24 protein-coding genes are annotated in these 22,172 nt (G+C 63.8%); 14 read left to right on the forward strand and 10 right to left on the reverse strand.

Going from position 1 to position 22,172, the window contains the following annotated elements; all coding sequences use genetic code 11:
* Nucleotides 1-49: 49 nt before the first annotated feature.
* A complete protein-coding gene (locus tag CAG18_RS19355) occupies nt 50-1,054 on the forward strand; it encodes an LLM class flavin-dependent oxidoreductase (protein WP_085721384.1) in 1,005 nt (334 codons plus the stop codon).
* 37 nt (nt 1,055-1,091) lie between these two features.
* On the opposite strand, the gene CAG18_RS19360 is transcribed toward CAG18_RS19355, so the two are convergent.
* The gene (locus CAG18_RS19360) at nt 1,092-1,313 is read right to left on the reverse strand and encodes a DUF1161 domain-containing protein (RefSeq protein WP_003261041.1); all 222 of its coding nucleotides are present in this window, start codon (nt 1,311-1,313) and stop codon (nt 1,092-1,094) included.
* Between the two features lie 101 nt (nt 1,314-1,414).
* On the reverse strand, nt 1,415-1,630 hold the full coding sequence (locus CAG18_RS19365; RefSeq protein WP_013970282.1) for a dodecin: 216 nt from the start codon (nt 1,628-1,630) through the stop codon (nt 1,415-1,417).
* Nucleotides 1,631-1,780: 150 nt separating this feature from the next.
* Here CAG18_RS19365 and CAG18_RS19370 point away from each other — a divergent pair, with 150 nt between their 5' ends.
* The gene (locus CAG18_RS19370) at nt 1,781-2,104 is read left to right on the forward strand and encodes a YqjD family protein (RefSeq protein WP_085721385.1); all 324 of its coding nucleotides are present in this window, start codon (nt 1,781-1,783) and stop codon (nt 2,102-2,104) included.
* Here CAG18_RS19370 and CAG18_RS19375 read toward each other — a convergent pair.
* Nucleotides 2,101-2,997, reverse strand: a complete 897-nt coding sequence (locus CAG18_RS19375; protein ID WP_085721386.1) for a LysR family transcriptional regulator — start codon at nt 2,995-2,997, stop codon at nt 2,101-2,103. The genes CAG18_RS19370 and CAG18_RS19375 overlap by 4 nt on opposite strands.
* Nucleotides 2,998-3,108: 111 nt before the next feature.
* Between CAG18_RS19375 and trpB the strand changes: the two genes are divergently transcribed.
* Entirely contained in the window at nt 3,109-4,326 is a 1,218-nt protein-coding gene (trpB, locus tag CAG18_RS19380) for a tryptophan synthase subunit beta (RefSeq protein ID WP_015268451.1), read from the forward strand.
* Nucleotides 4,323-5,132 (forward strand): tryptophan synthase subunit alpha, encoded by an 810-nt coding sequence (gene trpA / locus CAG18_RS19385; RefSeq protein WP_015268450.1) that lies wholly within the window; start codon nt 4,323-4,325, stop codon nt 5,130-5,132. Before trpB ends, trpA begins: the two co-directional genes overlap by 4 nt.
* 120 nt (nt 5,133-5,252) lie before the next feature.
* Here the strand turns inward: trpA and CAG18_RS19390 are convergent, their stop codons facing one another.
* Nucleotides 5,253-5,585, reverse strand: coding sequence for a DOPA 4,5-dioxygenase family protein (locus tag CAG18_RS19390; RefSeq protein WP_054572544.1), 333 nt, complete (start codon nt 5,583-5,585; stop codon nt 5,253-5,255).
* Between the two features lie 52 nt (nt 5,586-5,637).
* Between CAG18_RS19390 and CAG18_RS19395 the strand changes: the two genes are divergently transcribed.
* Entirely contained in the window at nt 5,638-6,255 is a 618-nt protein-coding gene (locus CAG18_RS19395) for an NAD(P)-dependent oxidoreductase (RefSeq protein ID WP_085721387.1), read from the forward strand.
* Between the two features lie 132 nt (nt 6,256-6,387).
* On the opposite strand, the gene CAG18_RS19400 is transcribed toward CAG18_RS19395, so the two are convergent.
* The gene (locus tag CAG18_RS19400; RefSeq protein WP_085721388.1) at nt 6,388-7,287 is read right to left on the reverse strand and encodes a LysR family transcriptional regulator; all 900 of its coding nucleotides are present in this window, start codon (nt 7,285-7,287) and stop codon (nt 6,388-6,390) included.
* A gap of 108 nt (nt 7,288-7,395) precedes the next feature.
* Between CAG18_RS19400 and betC the strand changes: the two genes are divergently transcribed.
* From betC to CAG18_RS19415, 3 genes are all read left to right on the forward strand, one after another.
* Nucleotides 7,396-8,913 (forward strand): choline-sulfatase, encoded by a 1,518-nt coding sequence (gene betC, locus CAG18_RS19405; protein WP_085721389.1) that lies wholly within the window; start codon nt 7,396-7,398, stop codon nt 8,911-8,913.
* Between the two features lie 14 nt (nt 8,914-8,927).
* The gene (gene choX / locus CAG18_RS19410; RefSeq protein ID WP_085721390.1) at nt 8,928-9,857 is read left to right on the forward strand and encodes a choline ABC transporter substrate-binding protein; all 930 of its coding nucleotides are present in this window, start codon (nt 8,928-8,930) and stop codon (nt 9,855-9,857) included.
* A 145-nt stretch (nt 9,858-10,002) separates the two neighbouring features.
* Nucleotides 10,003-11,568 (forward strand): SulP family inorganic anion transporter, encoded by a 1,566-nt coding sequence (locus CAG18_RS19415; RefSeq protein ID WP_054572540.1) that lies wholly within the window; start codon nt 10,003-10,005, stop codon nt 11,566-11,568.
* Between the two features lie 139 nt (nt 11,569-11,707).
* Here the strand turns inward: CAG18_RS19415 and aroE are convergent, their stop codons facing one another.
* Together aroE and hemF are read right to left on the reverse strand one after the other, a co-directional pair.
* Nucleotides 11,708-12,532, reverse strand: coding sequence for a shikimate dehydrogenase (aroE, locus tag CAG18_RS19420; protein ID WP_015268442.1), 825 nt, complete (start codon nt 12,530-12,532; stop codon nt 11,708-11,710).
* 25 nt (nt 12,533-12,557) lie between these two features.
* Nucleotides 12,558-13,469: an oxygen-dependent coproporphyrinogen oxidase gene (hemF, locus tag CAG18_RS19425; RefSeq protein WP_085721391.1), complete on the reverse strand. Its 912-nt coding sequence runs from the start codon at nt 13,467-13,469 to the stop codon at nt 12,558-12,560.
* Nucleotides 13,470-13,603: 134 nt separating this feature from the next.
* Between hemF and CAG18_RS19430 the strand changes: the two genes are divergently transcribed.
* Complete coding sequence (locus CAG18_RS19430) at nt 13,604-14,581, forward strand: NADPH:quinone reductase (RefSeq protein WP_085721392.1); 978 nt, start codon at nt 13,604-13,606, stop codon at nt 14,579-14,581.
* A 361-nt stretch (nt 14,582-14,942) separates the two neighbouring features.
* Here CAG18_RS19430 and CAG18_RS19440 read toward each other — a convergent pair whose 3' ends face one another.
* The 3 genes from CAG18_RS19440 to dprA all read right to left on the reverse strand — a co-directional run bounded on the left by CAG18_RS19440 (nt 14,943) and on the right by dprA (nt 17,385).
* Entirely contained in the window at nt 14,943-15,242 is a 300-nt protein-coding gene (locus CAG18_RS19440) for a hypothetical protein (protein WP_178075738.1), read from the reverse strand.
* Nucleotides 15,243-15,687: 445 nt separating this feature from the next.
* A complete protein-coding gene (locus tag CAG18_RS19445; protein WP_024087945.1) occupies nt 15,688-16,245 on the reverse strand; it encodes an L-threonylcarbamoyladenylate synthase in 558 nt (185 codons plus the stop codon).
* A 42-nt stretch (nt 16,246-16,287) separates the two neighbouring features.
* On the reverse strand, nt 16,288-17,385 hold the full coding sequence (gene dprA / locus CAG18_RS19450) for a DNA-processing protein DprA (protein WP_085721394.1): 1,098 nt from the start codon (nt 17,383-17,385) through the stop codon (nt 16,288-16,290).
* A 207-nt stretch (nt 17,386-17,592) separates the two neighbouring features.
* Here dprA and def point away from each other — a divergent pair, with 207 nt between their 5' ends.
* The 5 genes from def to CAG18_RS19475 are packed head-to-tail and all read left to right on the forward strand — an operon-like array spanning nt 17,593 to nt 22,122.
* Nucleotides 17,593-18,099 (forward strand): peptide deformylase, encoded by a 507-nt coding sequence (gene def / locus CAG18_RS19455; RefSeq protein WP_003260000.1) that lies wholly within the window; start codon nt 17,593-17,595, stop codon nt 18,097-18,099.
* A gap of 60 nt (nt 18,100-18,159) precedes the next feature.
* Entirely contained in the window at nt 18,160-19,092 is a 933-nt protein-coding gene (gene fmt, locus CAG18_RS19460; RefSeq protein WP_085721395.1) for a methionyl-tRNA formyltransferase, read from the forward strand.
* A complete protein-coding gene (gene rsmB, locus CAG18_RS19465) occupies nt 19,089-20,399 on the forward strand; it encodes a 16S rRNA (cytosine(967)-C(5))-methyltransferase RsmB (protein ID WP_085721396.1) in 1,311 nt (436 codons plus the stop codon). Before fmt ends, rsmB begins: the two co-directional genes overlap by 4 nt.
* 23 nt (nt 20,400-20,422) lie before the next feature.
* Entirely contained in the window at nt 20,423-21,796 is a 1,374-nt protein-coding gene (trkA, locus tag CAG18_RS19470) for a Trk system potassium transporter TrkA (protein WP_013970264.1), read from the forward strand.
* Nucleotides 21,797-21,807: 11 nt separating this feature from the next.
* Nucleotides 21,808-22,122 (forward strand): tetratricopeptide repeat protein, encoded by a 315-nt coding sequence (locus tag CAG18_RS19475; RefSeq protein WP_015268437.1) that lies wholly within the window; start codon nt 21,808-21,810, stop codon nt 22,120-22,122.
* Nucleotides 22,123-22,172 lie beyond the last annotated feature (50 nt).

Here is a 22,172-nt window from a genome sequence, read left to right on the forward strand (position 1 = left end):
CATACAGAGTTGAAAAGGCCTGTGGGCCAAACACCTTTGCGGAGGCTCCATGACGCAGCTGCGTGACCTGAAGATTTCCACCCTCGACCTGGTGCCGGTACGCGCCGACGCCGGCCCGGCGCAGTCGCTGCGCAACTCGCTGGACCTGGCGCAGCACGTCGAGCGCTTTGGCTACAACCGCTTCTGGGTAGCCGAGCACCACAACATGGACGGCATCGCCAGCTCGGCAACTTCGGTGCTGATCGGCTACCTGGCCGGGGGCACCTCGAGCATTCGCGTGGGCTCTGGCGGGGTCATGCTGCCCAATCATGCGCCGCTGGTGATCGCCGAGCAGTTCGGCACCCTGGCCAGCCTGTACCCGGGGCGCATCGACCTGGGGTTGGGCCGCGCGCCAGGTTCCGACCAGATGACCGCCTACGCCCTGCGCCGCGACCGCGCCGGCGGCCCGGATGACTTCCCGGACGATGTCGAGGAACTGTCACGCTACCTCGGCCCGCGTACCGATGATCAAAAAGTGATCGCCGTGCCAGGGCACGATACCGAGGTGCCGATGTGGCTCCTCGGCTCTAGCCTGTTCAGCGCTCAACTGGCCGGCATGCGCGGCATGCCCTACGCCTTCGCCTCGCACTTTGCGCCGCGCTACATGCACGAGGCGATCCGCGTGTACCGCAACCACTTCAAGCCCTCGACCACATTGGACAAGCCGTATGTGATGTTGGGCATCCCCATGGTGGTGGCGGAAACCGACGAAAAGGCCGAGTACCTGGCCACGTCGGTGTACCAGCGCATCCTCGCGCTAATTCGCGGGCAGAGCCTGATGCAGAGGCCGCCTGTGGAAAGCATGGATGGGCTGTGGCTGCCCCATGAACGGGACGCGGTGGGTAGCTTCCTCGGCCTGGCGATGATTGGCAGCCCGCAGAAGGTGCGGGCCAAGGTGGAAGTACTGCTGGAGCAGACCGGGGCAGATGAGCTGATCTTCACCTGTGATTTGTATGAGCATGCGGACCGGATTCGGTCCTATGAACTGATGGCGCAGGCTCTCAAGACCGCGTGATCTTCTTCGCGGGCGAGCCCGCGAAGAGGCCAGCGTATTAGCCGCGGCGGTACACAATCTCCTTGGTACCAGCCTCGCAGCTGCCAATCACCTTGCCGGCCGGGTCGCCCTTGTCGACGATCTCCAGCTTGTAGCCGGTGACCCCCTTGGCATCCAGCTTGGCCGCAATCTCTGCCTTGAGCTCCTCGCACGGCTTGCCCGCCGCCAGCGCACCACCGGCCAGCGTCATCAGGCCCAGCGCCAGAATCAGTTTGTTCATCACTCGCTTTCCTTGTGCAGATGAAATCAGAAAAGGCGCCCGCCAAGGCGCCCCCTCCCTAAATACCCCATCATGCCGGGCTCATCCAGCCCGGCAGTGTTTCAGCTATTGGCGATACGGAAGCCGACCTTCAGCGTGACCTGGAAGTGCGCCGCCTTGTTATCACGGATATGGCCACGGGTATCTATCACTTCGAACCACTCCAGGTGCTTTATGCTCTTGCCGGCTTCGGCCAGTGCATTGTTGATCGCCTCTTCGATGCTGGTGGTCGAAGACCCCACCAGCTCGATCTTCTTGTAGGTGTGATGATCGGTCATGAGCGCTCTCCTCGGATGATGGTGAGATTGAGCCTAGCAGCGCAGGCCTGGTTTACCTGCGAGCGGTCACCATTGACGAAAGTTCGATCGCACTTTCCCGCCGGCCAAAGGTCGCAATTCTTACAGTCCATACTGCAAAGGAGAGTCAACATGCACCGCAATTCGCTGCGTAAAACGTCCCTGGAAAGCATGGAAGCGGAGATCGAGAGCCTTCTGAAAAGCCTGGAAAACCTCAAGCATGATGCGTCGGAGGAGTCCCAGAAATCGGTGAAGGCAATCCGCAGCAACGCCGAGAGTGCCCTGCGTCATTCGCGCCACCTTTTGAGCGATGCATACGAGGAAGTGAAGCACCGCACCCGCCAGACCGGCATCGCCACCCGCGACTATGCCCAGGAACACCCGTACACAACTGCCGGCGTTGCCATTGGCGCGCTAGGCCTGCTGGCGGCGTACCTGATGTGCAAACGCAACTAAGCGCCCTGTCGCGCCAGTTCCGCCCTTAGCCACTGCGCCAACTGCTCGGCGCGCCCGTCTGCGGCGCGCCTGGGCACCCACAGCGCCAATGCCGCAGGGGTAGGTGAAAAGCCCCACGGCGCACTCAAACGGCCAGCTCGCAGGTCGTCAGCGACCAGCGGCTGTGGCGCAATCGCCACACCCAGCCCGGCCACGGCAGCTTCCAGCAAGTAATACAGGTGCTCGAAGGCCTGGCCATAGTGGAGGGCCGCCGGCTCCAAACCCTGTTCCAGCGCCCAGGTCGGCCAAGCCTGCGGGCGCGAGGTGGTGTGCAGCAAGGCTTCGCCCAGCAAGGCCTTGGCCGGCGCGCCATGCAAGCGCTCGAAACCGGCGAAATGCGGGCTGAGCACCGGCCCGATGCGCTCCTCGGCCAGTACATGCACCTGCATGTCCGTCGGCCACGGCGGCTCGGCGTAAACCAGCAGCGCATCCAACCCTGGCCGCCGTGGGTCCAGGTCGCCTTCACCGGCCGACAGGTGCAGACGCAGCTCAGGTAAATCCGCCTGCAGCCGCCCCAATCGCGGGATGAACCAGCGCGCCAGCAGGCTGCCCGAGCAGCCCAGCACGAATGGCGCCTCGCTGACGTCGTGGCTGAGCTCGGCGCACACGCTGCGCAGGCGATCGAAGGCTTCGCCACTGGCATCGCGCAGACGTACGCCGGCATCTGTGAGTTTGATGCCACGCCCGTCCTTCACGAACAGCGCTACGCCCAGGTGCTCTTCAAGTACCTTGATCTGCCGGCTGACGGCGCCATGGGTGACGTGCAGCGCTTCGGCCGCCTGGCTGACGCTGTTGAGACGAGCGGTGGCCTCGAAAGCCCGAAGGGCGTTGAGGGGAGGGAGATCGTGGGCCATTTTACCTGTGAGTTTTTCTGACAAGTTTGCGCAATCTTATCGGTTTTCAGCTGGGCTTGCCGTGGTTAGAGTAAAGCCCATCACTCATTCATTACGCCCTGGAGCGCCCCCATGACCCAGTCCCAATACCGCCCCGGCCCCGACGCCAATGGCCTGTTCGGCTCGTTCGGCGGCCGCTACGTGGCCGAAACCCTGATGCCACTGGTGCTGGACCTGGCCCGCGAATACGAAGCGGCCAAGGCAGACCCCAAGTTCCTCGAAGAGCTGGCCTACTTCCAGCGCGACTACATCGGCCGCCCCAACCCGCTGTACTTCGCCGAGCGCCTGACCGAGCACTGCGGCGGCGCCAAGATCTTCTTCAAGCGTGAAGAACTCAACCACACCGGCGCGCACAAGGTGAACAACTGCATCGGCCAGGTGCTGCTGGCCAAGCGCATGGGCAAGAAGCGCCTGATCGCAGAAACCGGCGCCGGCATGCACGGCGTGGCCACCGCCACCGTCGCTGCCCGCTTCGGCCTGCCCTGCGTGATCTACATGGGCGCCACCGACATCGAGCGCCAGCAGGCCAACGTGTTCCGCATGAAGCTGCTTGGCGCCGAAATCGTCCCGGTCACTGCCGGCACCGGCACCCTGAAGGACGCCATGAACGAGGCCCTGCGCGACTGGGTCACCAACGTCGAAGACACCTTCTACCTGATCGGAACCGTGGCCGGCCCGCACCCGTACCCGGCCATGGTCCGCGACTTCCAGTCGATCATCGGCAAGGAAACCCGCGCCCAGTTGCAAGAGAAGGAAGGCCGCCTGCCAGACAGCCTGGTTGCCTGCGTCGGTGGCGGCTCCAACGCCATGGGCCTGTTCCATGAGTTCCTCGAAGAGCCAAGCGTGCAGATCATCGGCGTCGAAGCCGGTGGCCACGGCGTGCACACCGACAAGCACGCCGCCAGCCTGAACGGCGGCGTACCGGGCGTGCTGCACGGCAACCGCACCTACCTGCTGCAGGACGAAGACGGTCAGATCACCGACGCCCACTCGATTTCCGCCGGCCTGGACTACCCGGGCATCGGCCCGGAGCACGCCTACCTGCACGAAGTGAAGCGTGTCGAGTACGTCAGCATCACCGACGACGAAGCGCTGGATGCTTTCCACGCTACCTGCCGCCTGGAAGGCATCATCCCGGCCCTGGAAAGCTCCCACGCCCTGGCCGAGGCGATCAAGCGCGCACCGAAGCTGCCCAAGGACCACCTGATGGTCGTGTGCCTGTCGGGCCGCGGCGACAAAGACATGCAAACCGTCATGAACCACATGGCCGCCCAGGAGAAACAGGCATGAGCCGTCTTGAACAACGCTTCGCCGAGCTGAAGGCCGAAGGCCGCTCGGCACTGGTCACCTTTGTCACCGCGGGCGACCCGGGCTATGACGCCTCGCTGCAGATCCTCAAGGGCCTGCCGGCAGCCGGTGCCGATGTGATCGAACTAGGCATGCCGTTCACCGACCCAATGGCCGACGGCGTGGCCATCCAGCTGGCCACCCTGCGTGCCCTGGAAGCCGGCCAGACCCTGGCCAAGACCCTGCAGATGGTTCGCGAATTCCGTGTGGATAACCAGGCCACACCGATCGTACTGATGGGCTACTACAACCCGATCCACCGCTTTGGCGTGGAAAAGTTCGTGGCCGAAGCCAAGCAAGCGGGTGTCGATGGCCTTATCATCGTCGACCTGCCGCCAGAGCACGACGCCGAACTGGCGACCCCGGCCCAGGCAGCGGGTATCGACTTCATCCGCCTGACCACCCCGACCACAGACGACGCGCGCCTGCCGCGCGTACTGGAGCGCAGCTCCGGGTTCGTCTACTACGTGTCGGTGGCCGGTGTGACCGGCGCCGGCTCGGCGACCACCGAGCACGTGACCGAAGCCATTGCCCGCCTGCGTCGGCATACCGATCTGCCAATCAGCGTAGGTTTCGGCATTCGTACGCCGGAGCAGGCTGCGGCCATTGCCCGCCTGTCGGACGGCGTGGTAGTGGGCTCGGCGCTGGTCGACAAGATTGCCCAGGCCAAGAGTGCCGAGCAGGCAGTCAACGATGTATTGAGCCTGTGCTCGGCACTGGCTGAAGGGGTGCGCGGCGCCCGCCGTTAAACCGCGTCGCCTTCATCGCCGGCAAGCCAGCTCCCACAGGTACAGCGCCGCCCTCAGGCCCTGTGATATCCCTGTGGGAGCTGGCTTGCCGGCGATGAGGCCAGTACAGACTATGAAGAACTAGCCCCCAAACATCGACAGATCCAGCGGCCGCACCGCCCCCATCCAGATCGCATGGTCACGGTGGTCCGCCAGTTCATCCCCGGTCAGTGGGTGCATGAACACCACCAACCCCTTCCGATACAGCGCCAACCACGGCAGCACCACCCCCACAAACTCCGGCTCGAAGGCCAGCTGGCAGCTCCAGTCCGGGTGCGGCCCCACCGGTTTCTGGTGCATGCGCCCCATGGTCACGGGAAACAGCCGCGCCGCTTCCTCACACAGCTCACGGGCCTGGTCCATGGTCGCTGCGTCGTAGTAAACGTGGGCGTGGTAACCCTTGATCCTCTGCACGAAAACTCCTGATTGCGGTCCAAACATCACCACCTGCAAAGGGAGTGATGCAGTGAAAAACGCCGAAACCCCAGTGTTCAAACTGGTCCTGTTCGGGCCAGAAAGCAGCCTGGGCAACGCCCTGATGGTAGAGCTGCTGTCGCGCCAGCACGAAGTCACCGCCGTGGTCGACGACCTTAATCGCCATGCGCCGCGCCCCGGCCTGCATTTCAAGATAGGCGGGCTGGGCAATGCCGACCAGGCGGAGCAGGGCGCGGCAGGCGGGTCGGCAGTAATTGCCCTGTTGTCGACGCTGGCGCCGGGCGATCTGCCCAGGCAAGCCCGCATGAGCGAGGCGCTGGTGGCGGGGCTGAAGCGTACGACTATACGCCGGCTGTTGCTGGTGGGCGATTTCGATGTGCTGGATGAGCCGGGCAAGTACAGCGAGGCGGAGCGGGAGTGTGTGGACCAGGTGGTGGACGGGTTACAGCGCAGTGCCTTGCACTGGACGCTGATCAATGCCCCGCAGGAACTGGCCGGGTTGGGGATGGAGCATTTTCGCAGCACTGAAGGTACGCTGGAGTCGGGGTTGGCCGAGCCGTTGCGGTACCTGGCCAGGGTCGCGGCAGGGATGGTGGATATGCTGGAGCTGGATTTGCACCGGGGCGAGCATCTGAACTTCGTGGTCTAGATTTGCCGGGGCTGCTGTGCAGCCCATCGCCGGCAAGCCAGCTCCCACAGGGACGGCGCCATGCTCCAGGCTTGTACAGCACCTGTGGGAGCTGGCTTGCCGGCGATGGGCCGCAAAGCGGCCCCGGGGATGTCACAGGCTGCGCTCGCGCTCCAGCCAATCCACAAACCGCTCGATCAACGCCCCACGCCGCTTGCGTGGTGGCAGCACCGCGTAATACCCGCGCGCCGAGCGCAAACTCCCCTCCAACGGCCGGCATAGCAACCCTTGCTCCACCAGCCCATCCACCAGGTGCCCCCAGCCAATCGCCACCCCTTGCCCGGCAATCGCCGCCTGGATCAGCAACGTATAGTTATCAAACCTCAACTGCCCGGCCGGTGGCGGGCTGGCCACACCAAACCCGCGAAACACCCCTGCCCAATCAAACCAGCGGCTAGCCTGCTCTCCCTTCAAGTGCAGCAAAGGCAATCGTTGCAAAGCCACGGCTGACAAGGGTTTGCCATGAATCAGCCGGGGGCTGCACACCGGAAAAACCTCCTCATCGAATAGCCAGCGGCTCTCGCCCTGGTGAAAGCGCCCGTCGCCAAACAGCACCGCCACATCGATGTCCGGGCGCAACATGCCCTGGCTGCGCTCACCGGTCACCAGGCTCACGTCCACCTGTGGATAAGCCTCGTGAAAACGCTGCAGCCGTGGCATCAGCCAGAACGCCGCAAAGGCGAAGTCGGTAGCCACCTGCAGCACTTCCCTCTGGCCGCGCCCACTGGCCTGGGCAATGCCGTCCTCCATGGCCTGCAGGCCCTGGTGCACCTGTTCGAACAGCACCTGGCCGGCCTCGGTCAGCTCGATACCCCGGTAAATGCGGTCGAACAACCGCGTGCCCAGCTGTGCCTCCAGCCGTTTGACTTGCTGGCTCACCGCCGGCTGCGTGGTGCCCAGCTCCAGTGCCGCAGCGGTAAAGCCACGCAACCGTGCGGCAGCCTCGAACACGCGCAGTGTATCCATCGACAACTTGGCAAGGTGGTCAAACATAAGCAGGGCTAATCCCAGTCATTGCCCGCCATGGGCTTTACCCATGTTATCCACAGTCGCATCTTGATAGGCAAGCGGTTCGCATAACCCTCAACGATGGAAGCCACCATGACGCGCCCGAATATCCTGTTCATCATGGCAGACCAGATGGCCGCGCCCTTGCTGCCGATCTACGCCTCTTCGCCGATCCAGATGCCGCACCTGAGCCGCCTTGCCGAACAGGCGGTGGTTTTCGACTCGGCTTACTGCAACAGCCCGTTGTGCGCACCGTCGCGCTTCACTCTGGTCAGCGGCCAGCTGCCCAGCCGCATCGGTGCCTACGACAATGCCGCCGACTTCCCTGCCGATGTACCGACCTATGCCCATTACCTGCGCCGTCTGGGTTACCGCACCGCGCTGTCGGGCAAGATGCACTTCTGCGGGCCGGACCAGCTGCATGGCTACGAAGAACGCCTGACCAGCGATATCTACCCGGCCGACTACGGCTGGGCGGTGAACTGGGATGAGCCGAACGTGCGCCCGAGTTGGTATCACAACATGTCCTCGGTGCTGCAGGCCGGCCCGTGCGTGCGCACCAACCAGCTGGATTTCGACGAAGAAGTGGTATTCAAGGCGCGCCAGTACCTGTACGACCATGTGCGCGAAAACGATGGCCGTCCATTCTGCCTGACCGTGTCGATGACCCACCCGCACGACCCATACACCATCCCCAGGCGCTATTGGGATCGCTACGAGGGTGTGGATATCCCCATGCCCCGCGCCGAACTGGGCCAGGCAGAGCTTGACCCGCACTCGCAACGCCTGCTGAAGGTCTACGACCTGTGGAACAAGCCGCTGCCTGTGAACAAGATCCGTGACGCCCGCCGTGCCTACTTCGGCGCCTGCAGCTATATCGACGACAACATCGGCCTGCTGCTGCAAACCCTGGAGGAATGCAACCTGGCTGACGACACCCTGATCGTGTTCTCCGGCGACCACGGTGACATGCTCGGCGAGCGCGGCCTCTGGTACAAGATGCACTGGTTCGAGATGTCGGCGCGGGTGCCTCTGCTGGTGCACGCGCCGAAGCATTTCGCGCCAGCCAGGGTCAGCGCTTCGGTGTCTACCTGCGACCTGCTGCCGACCCTGGTCGAGCTGGCCGGTGGTGCTGTGGATAACCACCTGCACCTGGATGGCCGCTCGCTGGTCGGCCACCTGCAAGGGCAGGGTGGCCATGACGAAGTGATCGGCGAATACATGGCCGAAGGCACCGTCGGCCCGCTGATGATGATCCGCCGCGGGCCGTACAAGTTCGTGTACAGCGAAGACGACCCATGCCTACTCTATGACCTGAGCCGCGACCCGCACGAGCGGGAGAACCTCACCGGCAGCCCGGAACATCAGGCGCTGCTGCAGGCATTTGTCGATGAAGCACAGCAGCGTTGGGATATCCCCAGCCTGCGCCAGCAGGTTCTGGCCAGCCAGCGGCGCCGCCGCCTGGTGGCCGAGGCGCTGGCCGTCGGCAAGCTGAAAAGCTGGGACCACCAACCGCTGGTGGACGCCAGCCAACAGTACATGCGCAACCACATCGATCTCGACGACCTCGAGCGCAAGGCACGTTATCCACAGCCCGCCCCCCTGGATTGAGAAGAGAGGCCGCCATGCACAAGTTCTCCGCCGCCGTGTTCGCCCTGGCCCTGAGCCTGGGTACCGCCACGGCCCACGCCGCCGACAGCGACGCGCAATGCACCACCGTGAAGATGGCCGACCCCGGCTGGAGCGACATCGCAACGACCAACGCCTTGGCCCGCCTGCTTCTGGAAAGCTTGGGTTACCAGGTGAAAATCGACAGCCTGGCCGTTCCGATCATCTACGGCGGCCTCAAGGATGGCCGCGTCGATGCCTTCCTCGGTAACTGGATGCCGGCGCAGCAGGGCTTTCATGACAAGTTCATCGCAAATGGCGATGTGCAGCAGCTTTCACGCAACCTGGAAGGAACCGAGTTCACCTTGGCAGTGCCCGACTATGTGTGGAATGCCGGAGTGAAGGATTTCGCCGACTTGCAGAAGCACGCCGAACAGTTCGACAAGAAGCTGTACGGGATTGGTTCCGGGGCACCGGCCAACCTGTCGTTGAAGGAAATCATCGACAAGAATGAATTCAACCTCGGCCAGTGGAAACTGGTGGAGTCCAGCGAGCAGGCGATGCTGGCACAGGTCGACCGGGCGGTGAAGAAACAACAGTTCATCACCTTCCTCGGCTGGACCCCGCACCCGATGAACGTGAAGCTGAAGATGCATTACCTGAGCGGCGGGGAGAAGTGGTTTGGCAGCAAGGGCGAGGTGTATACCCTGACCCGCAAGGGTTATCCACAAGCCTGCCCGAATGCGGCCAAGCTGCTGGGCAACCTGAAGTTCACGCTGGACATGGAAAACACCATCATGGCCGAAGTTGTGGACAAGAAGATCAGCTTCGATGATGCGGCCAAGGCTTGGCTGAAGGCGCACCCCGAGTTGCTGGAAGGGTGGTTGGCCGGGGTGACGACCAAGGCCGATGGCAATGCGCTGGAGGCCGTCAAAGCCAAACTGTAACCTCACAAGCAAAACCTCTATCCCTGTGGGAGCGGGCATGCCCGCGCACACCGGCGAAGCCGGTGCCATCCACCGCGGCGGCTTCTTCGCGGGCATGCCCGCTCCCCACAGGGATTGGCGAAACAGTAAGGAATGTGGATAACCCATGCATCGCCTCACTCACCTGCTGCCCTTCCTCTCATGGCTCCCCCGCCAATCGGGCCGCAGCCTGCGCCAGGACCTGCTGGTGGGCCTGAGCGGTGCAATCCTCGCCCTGCCGCAATCCATCGCCTATGCCCTGATCGCCGGCCTGCCCGCCGAATACGGCCTGTACGCCGCCATCGTGCCAGTGCTGATCGCCTGTCTGTGGGGCTCGTCCTGGCACCTGATCTGCGGCCCGACCGCAGCCATCTCCATCGTTCTCTACGCCAGCATCAGCCCGCTGGCCGTGGCTGGCAGCGCCGACTATGTCACCCTGGTGCTGCTGCTGACGTTCCTCGGCGGCATCTTTCAGTTACTGCTGGGGCTTTTGCGCTTCGGCGCACTGGTCAATTTCGTCTCCCATTCCGTGGTGCTCGGCTTCACCCTGGGCGCCGCTGTCGTCATTGCCCTGGGCCAGTTGCCCAACCTGCTGGGCATGGACCTGCCAAGCCAGGCCACGGCGCTGAAGACCGTGCAGGACCTGGCCAGCCATGCCGGCGACGTCGACCTGCCTTCCTTGATTCTGGGCCTGGCCACAGTGCTGATCGGCGTAGGCTTCAAGCTCTGGCGCCCACGCTGGCCCAGCCTGTTGATAAGCCTGATTTTGGTAAGCCTGCTGGCCTGGCTGCTGCCCGGGTTCTTTGGCCATGTGCCGCGTGTGCCCGCATTCACCGGCCAGCTGCCGCCCTTCAGCCCGCTGCCCTTGCTGGATGTGGAACTGATCCTGCGCCTGCTGCCCAGCGCTGTGGCAGTGGGCATGCTCGGGCTGGTCACCAGCCTGTCGATTGCCCGCTCATTGTCGGCACGTTCGGAGCAGTTGATCGACGCAGACCAGGAAATACGCGCACAGGGCCTGTCGAACATCGTCGGTGCGTTTTTCTCCGGTTACCTGTCTTCCGGCTCCTTCACCCGTTCCGGGCTGAGCTACGACGCCGGTGCCCGCTCGCCCATGGCCGGGGTATTCTCGGCGCTGTGGGTGGCCGTGTTCGCCGTTGCCGGAGCTGGGCTGATCGCGCACCTGCCGATTCCGGCCATGGCCGGCAGCATTCTGCTGATCTGCTGGGGGTTGGTGGACCACCGGGGGATTCGTGCGCTGTTCCGGGTCAGCCGCTCGGAGTTCCTGGTAATGGCGCTGACGGCGGCAGCGACCTTGTTGCTGGAGCTGCAGACGGCGATCTATGCCGGAGTGCTGGCGTCGCTGTTCTTCTATCTGAAGCGCACCTCGCGACCACGGGTGCAACAAAGCCGTGAAGGGGAGGCGGACGTGCTGCGGGTGGGCGGGTCGATCTTCTTTGGTGCGGCGCATTACCTGCAGGTGCGCTTGCAGCGCTGCCAGGGGCCGCATGTTGTTATCGATGCGCGGCAGGTGAACTTCATCGATTACTCGGGTGTGGATATGTTGCACCGCGAGGCGCGGCGGTTGCGGCGGGCAGGGGGGAGTCTGACCCTGCACCGGGCCAGGCCGCAGGTGATCGAGGAGTTGCAGAAGCTGGAAGGGGTGGAGCTTTGTCCGATCCGGTTTGAGGAGTGAGGCTGAGATATGGGGGCTGCTTTGCAGCCCATCGCAGGCAAGCCAGCTCCCACAGGGATATCAGAAGGCCTCAGGCCGGCGCTGTCCCTGTAGGAGCTGGCTTGCCTGCGATGGGACCGCAAAGCGGTCCCCGCCAATCTCAGCCGCGAGCCAGCTGCCGGCGCAACTCAGCCAACACTGGCGCCGTATCCGGCCGCACCCCACGCCAGATAAAGAAAGCCTCAGCCGCCTGCTCAGCCAGCATCCCCAGCCCATCCAGCACCTTGGCCGCCCCCAGCTTCTCGGCCCACTGGCAAAACGGCGTAGGCTCCTTGCCATACATCATGTCGTAGCAAACCGTGCGCCCCGCCTCGACCAGGCTGTCGGCGATCGGCGGCAACTCACCGGCCAGGCTCGCCGAGGTGGCATTGATGATCACATCCACCGGTTCCTGCAACCAGGCAAACCCGCTGGCCACCACCGGCCCCAGTTCATCGAACTCACGCGCCAGCTGCTCAGCCTTTTCCACGGTACGGTTGGCAATCACCAGCGACTGCGGCTTGTGCGCCAGGATCGGCTCCAGCACGCCACGTACCGCGCCACCAGCACCCAGGATCAGAATGCGTTTGCCCGCCAGCTCGACCCCAGCATTCACCGTCAGGTCGCGCACAAGGCCAGCGCCATCGGTGTTGTCGCCCTGCAGGGTGCCATCGGCCAGCTTGCTTAGCGTGTTCACCGCACCAGCGCGCCGAGCACGCGGGGTCAGGCTGTCGCACAGGCGGTAGGCCTCTTCCTTGAACGGCACGGTGACGTTGCCGCCGCGGCCTTGCTTGAAGAAGCCGCGCGCGCAGTCGCTGAACTCGTCCAGCGGCGCCAGCAGGGTGGCGTATTCCAGGTCCTGGCCGGTCTGTTCGGCGAACAGGCGATGGATCAGCGGCGACTTGCTGTGGCCGATGGGGTTACCAAAAACGACGTACTGGTCCATGACGGCTCCTTGATTATCCACAGGCTTACTGGCCGAGCCAGTCGCGGTCCTGCAGGAAGTACTCGGTCAGGCGTGCTTCTTCGCTGCCGGGCGCGGCCTTCCAGTCGTAGCCCCAGCGCACCTGCGGCGGCAGCGACATGAGGATGGACTCGGTGCGACCGCCGGACTGCAGGCCGAACAAGGTGCCACGGTCGTAGACCAGGTTGAACTCCACGTAGCGGCCACGGCGATACTCCTGGAACTCGCGCTGCTGCGGCGTGTAGGGCGTGCCCTTGCGGCGCTGGACGATCGGCAGGTAGGCGTTGACGTAGGCGTCGCCAATGGCGCGGATGAAGGCGAAGCAGGTGTCGAAGTCCCACTCGTTCAGGTCATCGAAGAACAACCCACCAATGCCGCGTGGCTCGCCACGGTGCTTGAGGTGGAAGTAGCGGTCGCACCAGGCCTTGTAGCGCGGGTACACGTCGGCGCCGAACGGCGCGCAGGCCTGCTCGGCCACACGGTGCCAGTGGATGCAGTCTTCTTCATTGCCGTAGTACGGAGTCAGGTCGAAGCCGCCGCCGAACCACCAGACAGCCTCTTCACCTTCCTTTTCGGCGATGAAGAAGCGCACGTTGGCGTGGGAAGTGGGCACATGCGGGTTGTGCGGGTGGATCACCAGCGACACGCCCAAGGCCTCGAAGCCACGGCCCGCCAGCTCGGGGCGGTGAGCACTGGCCGACGGCGGCAGACCGGCGCCGAACACGTGGGAGAAGTTGACCCCGCCTTTTTCGATCACCTTGCCATCGCCGATCACCCGCGTGCGGCCCCCGCCACCGGCTTCGCGCACCCATGCGTCCTCGACGAAGCGGGCGCCGCCGTCTTCTGTTTCGAGGGCAGAGCAGATGCGGTCTTGCAGGTCGAGCAGGTAGGCTTTCACGGCCTCGGTGCGGCTAGTCATCGGGTCACCAGGAACGGGCAGGGAAGAATTCGCCGCGTAGCATACCACCCCCAGCCCGCGCGCCGCAGTTGACGGCGATCAAGCAAAGGCGTCCGATAGAAGGTCTTTCCCGACCCATACGACAGGAGTGCGAGATGGCCAAGCGTATCCAGTTCAGCCAGCATGGCGGCCCGGAAGTGCTGCAGTTTGTGGAATTCGAACCAGCCCCGCCAGGGCCACAGCAGGTGCGTGTACGTAACCATGCGATCGGCCTGAACTTCATCGATACCTACTTCCGCAGCGGTCTGTATGCACCGCCATCCCTGCCTTCAGGGCTGGGCACTGAAGCGGCTGGCGTGGTCGAGGCCGTGGGCGAGGGTGTGACCCGGCTGAAAGTGGGTGACCGCGTGGCCCATGCCGGCGGCCCGTTGGGCGCGTATAGCGAGGTGCATACGCTGCCGGAAGCCAACTTGGTGAAGCTGCCCGACAACATCAGCTTCGAGCAGGCAGCGGCGGTGATGCTCAAGGGTTTGACCGTGCAGTACCTGCTGAAGCAGACCTATGAGGTGAAGGCAGGTGACGTGATCCTGTTCCACGCAGCAGCTGGTGGTGTGGGTTCGTTGGCGTGCCAGTGGGCCAAGGCCTTGGGCGCCAAGCTGATCGGTACCGTGAGTTCTGCCGAGAAGGCCGAGCGGGCCAAGGCGCTGGGGGCTTGGGCGACCATCGACTACAGCCGTGAAGACATGGCCAAGCGGGTGTTGGAGCTGACCGACGGCAAGAAATGCCCGGTGGTGTATGACGGTGTGGGTGCCGACACCTGGCTGACCTCGCTGGATTGCCTGCAGCCGCGCGGGTTGATGGTGAGCTTTGGCAATGCCTCGGGGGCAGTGAGCGGAGTGAACCTGGGTATCCTGGCGCAGAAGGGCTCGCTGTATGTTACCCGGCCCACGTTGGCGACCTATGCCAACAATGCCGAGAATACCCAGGCCATGGCCGATGACCTGTTTGCGATGATTGGTAGCGGCAAGCTGGTTGTGGATATCCAGCAGCGGTATCCGCTGAGTGAGGCGGCCAAGGCACAGGCGGAGCTGTCGGCGCGCAGGACTGTGGGGTCGACTGTACTGATCCCCTGAGCCCACTCCCACAGGTTCCCAGTACTGGGGCCAATCACTTTACCTGTGGGAGCGGGTTTACCCGCGAAGAAGACACCGCGGTGCATGGCACCGGCTTTGCCGGTGTTCGCGGGTGAACCCGCTCCCACAAGAACTGCGTCTGCCTTAAGTACAGTGCTATCCCTGTGGGAGCCGGCTTGCCGGCGATTGCGTCAGTACAGGCATTGAAGATTCAACGGACAGCTCCCACAGCATCTGGTTACCAATAGAATTGAGCTGCTCGATAGACGCGCGAAGCCGGCTTGCATTTGTTTGACCTGCAAGCAAGTGCACGGTCTCATCTAGATGAGGTGTCTGACCAGCTTGCCTCTTCATCTCTGGCTTACTTCCTCGGCGGCGGTGTCGACTCGATGCCATCGAGTATCGCCTCCACCACACCCTGTGCCATTTCAATCGCATGCAGGTTTGACCAGAACATGCCACGGCCTTCTTCGCGCATGTAATCAAGGGCTTTGTAGCCGGTCTCGTAGGCGCCTCGCAGATACAGAGCTACATGAACCAAGGCGTCCTCGGCGGAAATGTTCGGGTTTACGGTGAACAGCGGTTCGTGGCCGGCATCGCAGCGGCCGAAGGGGCGGGTGGATGTGCAGGGTAGGGGTGGATCGGGGACAATCTTCTTCATCACTAGATCTCGCTTCATGGCACCACCCAGTCGTTACCACACGAATAGGTGGCAGCTGTACGCAGGGTGGTAAACCGGGTGAGAGATCTAAAACCCAGCAGGCACGAAGCCTCCTGCGAACAGCCGCCATGGACTGCCAAGATCACCCAAAACCCGGGTTACCACACCCGATCGCCAAGTTATTCGGCGACGGCTGAAGACTAAGGGCAGAGGTTCCCACTGAGAAGGTGATGGCAGGGGACGCGGCTCGTAGGATATTTCCCAAGCCGCAAGCTGGACAGCCATTCGAGACAAAATCAGAAAAATCTGCGGGGATCCGGGGCCGCTTTGCGGCCCAATCGCCGGCAAGCCAGCTCCCACACCAACCGCGCCGATTTCAAGTCATGTGCAGTACCTGTGGGAGCTGGATTGCCGGCGATCGAGGGCAAAGCCCTCGCCAGCGATATCAGCCCGGACGAACGACTTCGCCAGTCACCAGGTCACGGATCACACTCGGGTTCTTCCGTCCACCCAGCGCCCCCCCCAGCACCAGATCCAGCTGACCATGGAAGTACTGCTCCACCCGCAACCGGGTCTTCGCCGCCGGGCGCCCGCCCGGGTTGCACGAGGTGGAAATCAACGGCCCCACCAACGCACACAGCTCACGTACCACCGGGTGGTCACTGACCCGCAGTGCCACGGTGTCATGTTGCCCGGTAACCCATTCGGGCAACAGGTCCTGGTGCGGCACCAGCCAGGTGTTCGGCCCCGGCCAGGTGCTGCCCATGCGGTCGATCCAGTCTTCGGGGAAATCCTCAAACAAGAAGTCGAACTGGCGGATGTTGTCGGCTACCAGGATCAGGCCTTTATCCACAGGCCGCGACTTCAGCGCCAGCAGGCGATACACCGCGTCCTCGTTCCACGGGTCGCAGCCCAGGCCCCAGACCGCTTCCGTCGGATAGGCGATCACTGCGCCCGCCCGGATCTCACGTGCGGCTTGTTGCACACGAAAACTGCTCACCATTTCTGTTACTCCGCCTATATACCTTGCTTGTGAGCAGTGTACTTAGCCCGCGCGGGCAAACCAACGCCCGGCTTCATTGCTGACCCGGCCTTCCAGCTCCAGTTCGGTCAGCTGCGCCAGCACGTCGGCCAGCGGCAGCTCGCTGCAGTGGGCCAGGCTTTCGCTGGTTTGTGGCGCAGCATGCAGCAGGGCGAGCAGGGGATGGTCGAATTTATCCACAACCGCAGGTGGCAGGTTCTGCCAACCCTGCAGGCTTTCCAGTATCTGCTCCACGCTTTCCACCAGCAGCGCGCCGTCACGGATCAGCTGGTGGCAGCCCTTGGCCCCAGGATGGTGAATGGATCCCGGTATGGCATACACCTCGCGGCCTTGCTCGGCAGCCAGGCGTGCGGTGATCAGCGAACCACTGGCCAGGCTTGCCTCGACAACCAGCACGCCCAGCGACAGCCCGCTGATGATGCGATTGCGCCGCGGGAAATTACCGGGCAGTGGCCCAGCATCCAGCGGGTACTCGGATACCAGCGCGCTGCCATTGTCGATCATCGCTTGCGCAAGCGACTTGTGGCGCTGTGGATAAAGTTTTTGCAACCCCGTACCGAGCACGCCAATCGTGCCCCCGCCAGCCTGCAATGCGGCCCGATGAGCGGCACCGTCAATGCCCACGGCCAAGCCGCTGGTAATGGTGAAACCGGCCTGCGCCAGGTAGCGGGAAAATGCCGCAGCGGTGTCGAGCGCCGGTGGTGAAGCACGCCTGCTGCCCACAATTGCCAGTTGTGGGCGCTCGAGCAAGACCGGGTCTCCAGCTACGAAAAGCAGTGGAGGGGCATCGTCGATTTCCGCCAATAGTGGCGGGTAGCCAGGGCCGTCCCACATCAGCAAATGCTGGTCCTGGCGCTCTAGCCAGGCCATTGCGGCCAGTGCACCCTCACGAACTTCGGCACTGCGCCGGGCATCGATGGTGGCCTGGGGTATGCCCAATGCGCGCCAGGCGCCGGCGGGTGCACACAGTGCCGAAGAGGCACTGCCAAAAGCCTCAAGCAAGGTGTTAAAGCGACGCAATCCCGTCTCCGGCAGCCGGTGCAGGCGTAATCGGGCCTCCAGTTCGGCAGGCGGAAGAGGCGACGAATGGTAGGTCTGCATGGGGATCATCCTTGATCGAAACGGGGCCATCGACGTGGCACAAACTGTGGATAACTTTGTTGATAACGCTTTGACAACCTGTCCATCGAATGGGCAATAAGCTGGCCCTGAAAACCCTAGACGAGCTTTCCCAGGTGCTGAAATCCTCGTTTCCCTTTATTATGTGTGCTCAGTTTTCAACCGAACGCACAGTGACTGCCTGACCTTATGGCCATCTTGAACATTCTCGAATTCCCGGACCCGCGCCTGCGCACCATCGCCAAGCCGGTGACGGTGTTCGACGACGCCCTGCGTCAGCTGATCGACGACATGTTTGAAACCATGTACGAAGCCCCTGGCATCGGCCTGGCCGCCACCCAGGTCAACGTGCACCAGCAGGTCGTGGTCATGGACCTCAGTGAAGACCGCAGCGAGCCGCGCGTCTTCATCAACCCTACGGTCGAAGAGCTGACCCATGACATGGGCCAGTACCAGGAAGGCTGCCTGTCGGTACCTGGCTTCTACGAGAACGTCGACCGCCCGTTGCGTGTGCGGGTGAAGGCCCAGGACCGCGACGGCAAGCCTTACGAGCTGGAGTGCGAAGGCCTGCTGGCGGTGTGCGTGCAGCATGAGTTCGATCACCTCAACGGCAAGCTGTTCGTCGACTACCTGTCGCAGCTCAAGCGCGACCGGATCAAGAAGAAGCTGGAAAAGCAGCACCGCCAGCAAGCCTGATCCCCACCTTCCAGAAGGCTTGCTCCGGCAAGCCTTTTTCTTTTTTGAAGCGAGAACTCCATGCGCATCGTCTTTGCAGGCACTCCAGAGTTTGCCGCCGAACACCTCAAGGCCCTGCTCGACAGCCCGTACGAGATCGTGGCCGTCTACACCCAGCCCGACCGCCCCGCTGGCCGTGGCCAGAAGCTGATGCCGAGCCCGGTCAAGCAACTGGCTGTGGCCCAGGACATCCCGGTGTTCCAACCGCCGACCCTGCGCAACGCCGAAGCCCAGGCCGAACTTGCGGCGCTGAAGCCGGACCTGATGGTAGTGGTCGCCTACGGCCTGATCCTGCCGCAGGTGGTGCTGGATATCCCGCGCCTGGGCTGTATCAACAGCCATGCTTCCCTGCTGCCCCGCTGGCGCGGTGCCGCACCGATCCAGCGCGCCGTGGAAGCCGGCGACGCCGAGAGCGGTGTGACCGTGATGCGTATGGAAGCGGGCCTGGACACCGGCCCGATGCTGCTCAAGGTGGTCACGCCGATCAGCGCCGAAGACACCGGCGGCAGCCTGCACGACCGCTTGGCCGAGATGGGCCCGCCCGCAGTCGTACAAGCCATCGCCGGCCTGGCCGATGGTTCGCTGCAGGGTGAAGTGCAGGACGATGCCCTGGCCACCTACGCGCACAAGCTGAACAAGGACGAAGCGCGCATCGATTGGAGCCGCCCGGCCGTCGAGCTGGAACGCCTGATCCGTGCCTTCAACCCGTGGCCGGTGTGCCACAGCACCCTCGATGGCGAAAGCGTGAAAGTGCTGGCCGCCAACTTGTCCACAGCGATAGGCACCCCGGGTGAGATCCTCTCCGCCAGCAAGGACGGCCTGGTTGTCGCCTGCGGTGACCAGGCACTGAGCCTGACCCGTCTGCAACTGCCCGGCGGCAAGGCACTGAACTTCAGCGACCTGTTCAACAGCCGTCGCGAGAAATTCGCCAGCGGCAAGGTGCTGGGCCAATGAACCCACGCCTCGCCGCCGCCCGTGCCCTTGCCGCTGTACTCAGTGGCAAGGCCTCGCTGAACAGTTCGCTGCCAGCGCAACTGGACAAGGTCGATGAACGCGACCGCGGCCTGACCCAGGACCTGGCGTTCGGCACCGCGCGCTGGCAGCCACGCCTGGACCTGCTGGCGGCGCAGCTGCTGCAGAAGCCGTTCAAGGCCGCCGATGCCGATGTGCAGGCGTTGCTGCTGGTCGGCCTGTACCAGCTGTTCTACAGCCGTATCCCGGCCCACGCTGCCATCGGCGAGACCGTCGGCTGTGCCGACAAGCTGAAGAAACCGTGGGCCAAAGGCCTGCTCAATGCCGTGCTGCGCCGCGCCCAACGCGAAGGCGAAGAATTGCTGGCCGGCATGGAGCGCGACCCGGTGGTACGCACTGCCCACCCGCGCTGGCTGCAGAAGTCGCTCAAGGCCTTCTGGCCAGAGCACTGGGAGGCCATCTGCGCCGCCAACAACGCCCACCCGCCGATGATCCTGCGGGTCAACCGTCGCCACCACAGCCGCGATGCCTACCTGGCACTGCTGGCCGAGGCAGGCGTTGGCGCCAGCGCCTGCCAGTACAGCCGTGACGGTATCGTGTTGGCCGAAGCCTGCGATGTGCGCGGCCTGCCAGGCTTTGCCGAAGGCTGGGTGAGCGTGCAGGACGAAGCCGCGCAGCTGTCCGCCGACCTGCTGGAACTGGCCCCCGGCCAGCGCGTGCTCGACGCCTGCTGTGCACCGGGTGGCAAGACCTGCCACCTGCTGGAAGCCGAAGCCGGCCTGGCCCACGTGGTGGCCATCGACCTCGAAGCCAAGCGCCTGACCCGCGTGCGCGAGAACCTCGACCGCCTGCAATTGGACGCCGAGCTGATCGCCTGCGATGCCCGCGACACCGCCAGCTGGTGGGACGGCAAGCCGTTCCAGCGCATTCTGCTCGATGCCCCCTGTTCGGCCACCGGCGTGATCCGCCGCCACCCTGACATCAAGCTGACCCGTCAGGCCGACGACATCCCGGCCCTGGCCACGCTGCAAGGTGAGCTGCTCGATGCCCTGTGGCCGACCCTGGAAGTGGGCGGCATGCTGCTATACGCCACCTGCTCCAGCCTGCCGACCGAGAACACCGAAGTGATCGATGCCTTCCTTGCCCGCACCCCGGGCGCCCGTGAGCTGGACCTGGCCACCGAAGCCGGCCTGCGCCAGCCCCACGGCCGCCAGTTGTTGGCCCAGGAAGGCGGCCACGACGGTTTCTACTATGCCAAGCTGATCAAGATCGCCGCCTCGCGCGGATAAAAACAAAAGGTAGGGAGTAGCGGATGAAGATCATCATCCTCGGCGCAGGACAGGTAGGCGGTACGCTGGCGGAGCACCTGGCCAGCGAAGCCAACGACATCACCGTGGTCGACACTGACGGCGACCGCCTGCGCGACCTGGGCGACCGTCTGGATATCCGCACCGTTCAAGGCCGCGGCTCGCTGCCTACGGTGCTGCGCCAGGCCGGTGCCGACGACGCCGACATGCTGGTGGCGGTAACCAACAGCGACGAAACCAACATGGTCGCCTGCCAGGTGGCCTATTCGCTTTTCCACACCCCGACCAAAATTGCCCGGGTGCGCGAGTCGGCCTACCTGACCCGCGAAGAGCTGTTCGACAACGACCATATCCCGGTCGACGTACTGATCAGCCCCGAGCAGGTGGTGACCAACTACATCAAGCGCCTGATCGAGCACCCAGGCTCGCTGCAGGTGATCGACTTCGCAGAAGGCAAGGCCCAGCTGGTGGCAGTGAAGGCGTACTACGGTGGCCCGCTGGTAGGCCAGCAACTGCGCCAGATCCGCGCGCACATGCCCAACGTCGACACCCGCGTGGCGGCCATCTTCCGCCGCGACCGCCCGATCACCCCGCGGGGCGACACGGTGATCGAAGCAGACGACGAAGTGTTCTTCATCGCCGCGAAGAAGGACATCCGCGCGGTGATGGGTGAGCTGCGCCGTATCGACGAAACCAACAAGCGTGTGGTCATCGCCGGTGGCGGGCAAATCGGCGAACGCCTGGCCGAGGCTATCGAAAGCCGCTACCAGGTGAAGATCATCGAGATGAGTCCGGCCCGTTGCCGACACCTCTCCGACACCCTGGAAAGCACCGTGGTGCTGCAGGGCAGCGCCTCGGACAAGGACCTGATGCTGGAGGAGAACATCGCCGACGCCGACATCTTCCTGGCCCTGACCAACGACGACGAGGCCAACATCATGTCGTCGCTGCTGGCCAAGCGCCTGGGCGCCCGCAAGGTGATGACCATCATCAACAACCCGGCCTATGTCGACCTGGTGCAGGGTGGCGACATCGACATTGCCATCAGCCCACAGTTGGCCACCATCGGCACCCTGCTGGCGCACGTGCGCCGGGGCGACATCGTCAGCGTACACTCGCTGCGCCGCGGCGCGGCCGAGGCGATCGAAGCGGTGGCGCACGGGGATTCGAAGTCGAGCAAGGTGGTCGGCAAGGCGATCGAAGACATCGCGCTGCCACCGGGCACCACCATCGGCGCGATCATTCGTGACGAAGAGGTGATGATTGCCCACGACGACACCATGATCGAATCGGGCGACCATGTGATCCTGTTCGTTGTGGATAAAAAGCATATCCGGGATGTGGAGAAGCTGTTCCACGTCGGCTTGAGTTTCTTCTAGGAGCACAGGGCATGCGCGAATCGCTGGAGAAGATGCTGGCCAAGGGTGTGGATAACCCGTTGTTGAGGTTCGGCCTGGGCAAGGCCTGGCTGGACGAAGGCAATGGTGCTGAAGCGGCGGTGCATCTGGCACGGTGCGTGGAACAGGACCCGAAGTACTCGGCGGCGTGGAAGCTGCTGGGCAAGGCGCATCAGCTGCAGGGTGACCTGGCGGCGGCGCGCAAGGCCTGGGAGGAGGGGATCGTGGCGGCGCAGGCCCATGGGGACAAGCAGGCCGAGAAAGAGATGACCGTGTTTCTGAAGAAGCTCAGCAAGACATCAGGTTAACGCGGTCCCTGTGGGAGCGGGTTCACCCGCGAATGCGATGTTGGATTCAC

Source organism: Pseudomonas sp. B22(2017), from assembly GCF_002113105.1.
Taxonomy (GTDB): Bacteria; Pseudomonadota; Gammaproteobacteria; order Pseudomonadales; family Pseudomonadaceae; genus Aquipseudomonas; species Aquipseudomonas asiatica.

Coding starts and splice junctions, on each gene's coding strand:
- CAG18_RS19365 (WP_013970282.1), bottom strand. CDS start 1,630: ATGACCGATCATCACACCTACAAGAAGATCGAGCTGGTGGGGTCTTCG.
- betC (WP_085721389.1), top strand. CDS start 7,396: ATGACGCGCCCGAATATCCTGTTCATCATGGCAGACCAGATGGCCGCG.
- rsmB (WP_085721396.1), top strand. CDS start 19,089: ATGAACCCACGCCTCGCCGCCGCCCGTGCCCTTGCCGCTGTACTCAGT.
- def (WP_003260000.1), top strand. CDS start 17,593: ATGGCCATCTTGAACATTCTCGAATTCCCGGACCCGCGCCTGCGCACC.
- aroE (WP_015268442.1), bottom strand. CDS start 12,532: ATGGACCAGTACGTCGTTTTTGGTAACCCCATCGGCCACAGCAAGTCG.
- hemF (WP_085721391.1), bottom strand. CDS start 13,469: ATGACTAGCCGCACCGAGGCCGTGAAAGCCTACCTGCTCGACCTGCAA.
- fmt (WP_085721395.1), top strand. CDS start 18,160: ATGCGCATCGTCTTTGCAGGCACTCCAGAGTTTGCCGCCGAACACCTC.
- CAG18_RS19415 (WP_054572540.1), top strand. CDS start 10,003: ATGCATCGCCTCACTCACCTGCTGCCCTTCCTCTCATGGCTCCCCCGC.
- CAG18_RS19440 (WP_178075738.1), bottom strand. CDS start 15,242: ATGAAGAAGATTGTCCCCGATCCACCCCTACCCTGCACATCCACCCGC.
- dprA (WP_085721394.1), bottom strand. CDS start 17,385: ATGCAGACCTACCATTCGTCGCCTCTTCCGCCTGCCGAACTGGAGGCC.
- trpA (WP_015268450.1), top strand. CDS start 4,323: ATGAGCCGTCTTGAACAACGCTTCGCCGAGCTGAAGGCCGAAGGCCGC.
- CAG18_RS19445 (WP_024087945.1), bottom strand. CDS start 16,245: ATGGTGAGCAGTTTTCGTGTGCAACAAGCCGCACGTGAGATCCGGGCG.
- CAG18_RS19355 (WP_085721384.1), top strand. CDS start 50: ATGACGCAGCTGCGTGACCTGAAGATTTCCACCCTCGACCTGGTGCCG.
- CAG18_RS19400 (WP_085721388.1), bottom strand. CDS start 7,287: ATGTTTGACCACCTTGCCAAGTTGTCGATGGATACACTGCGCGTGTTC.
- CAG18_RS19370 (WP_085721385.1), top strand. CDS start 1,781: ATGCACCGCAATTCGCTGCGTAAAACGTCCCTGGAAAGCATGGAAGCG.
- CAG18_RS19360 (WP_003261041.1), bottom strand. CDS start 1,313: ATGAACAAACTGATTCTGGCGCTGGGCCTGATGACGCTGGCCGGTGGT.
- trkA (WP_013970264.1), top strand. CDS start 20,423: ATGAAGATCATCATCCTCGGCGCAGGACAGGTAGGCGGTACGCTGGCG.
- choX (WP_085721390.1), top strand. CDS start 8,928: ATGCACAAGTTCTCCGCCGCCGTGTTCGCCCTGGCCCTGAGCCTGGGT.
- CAG18_RS19375 (WP_085721386.1), bottom strand. CDS start 2,997: ATGGCCCACGATCTCCCTCCCCTCAACGCCCTTCGGGCTTTCGAGGCC.
- CAG18_RS19475 (WP_015268437.1), top strand. CDS start 21,808: ATGCGCGAATCGCTGGAGAAGATGCTGGCCAAGGGTGTGGATAACCCG.
- CAG18_RS19430 (WP_085721392.1), top strand. CDS start 13,604: ATGGCCAAGCGTATCCAGTTCAGCCAGCATGGCGGCCCGGAAGTGCTG.
- trpB (WP_015268451.1), top strand. CDS start 3,109: ATGACCCAGTCCCAATACCGCCCCGGCCCCGACGCCAATGGCCTGTTC.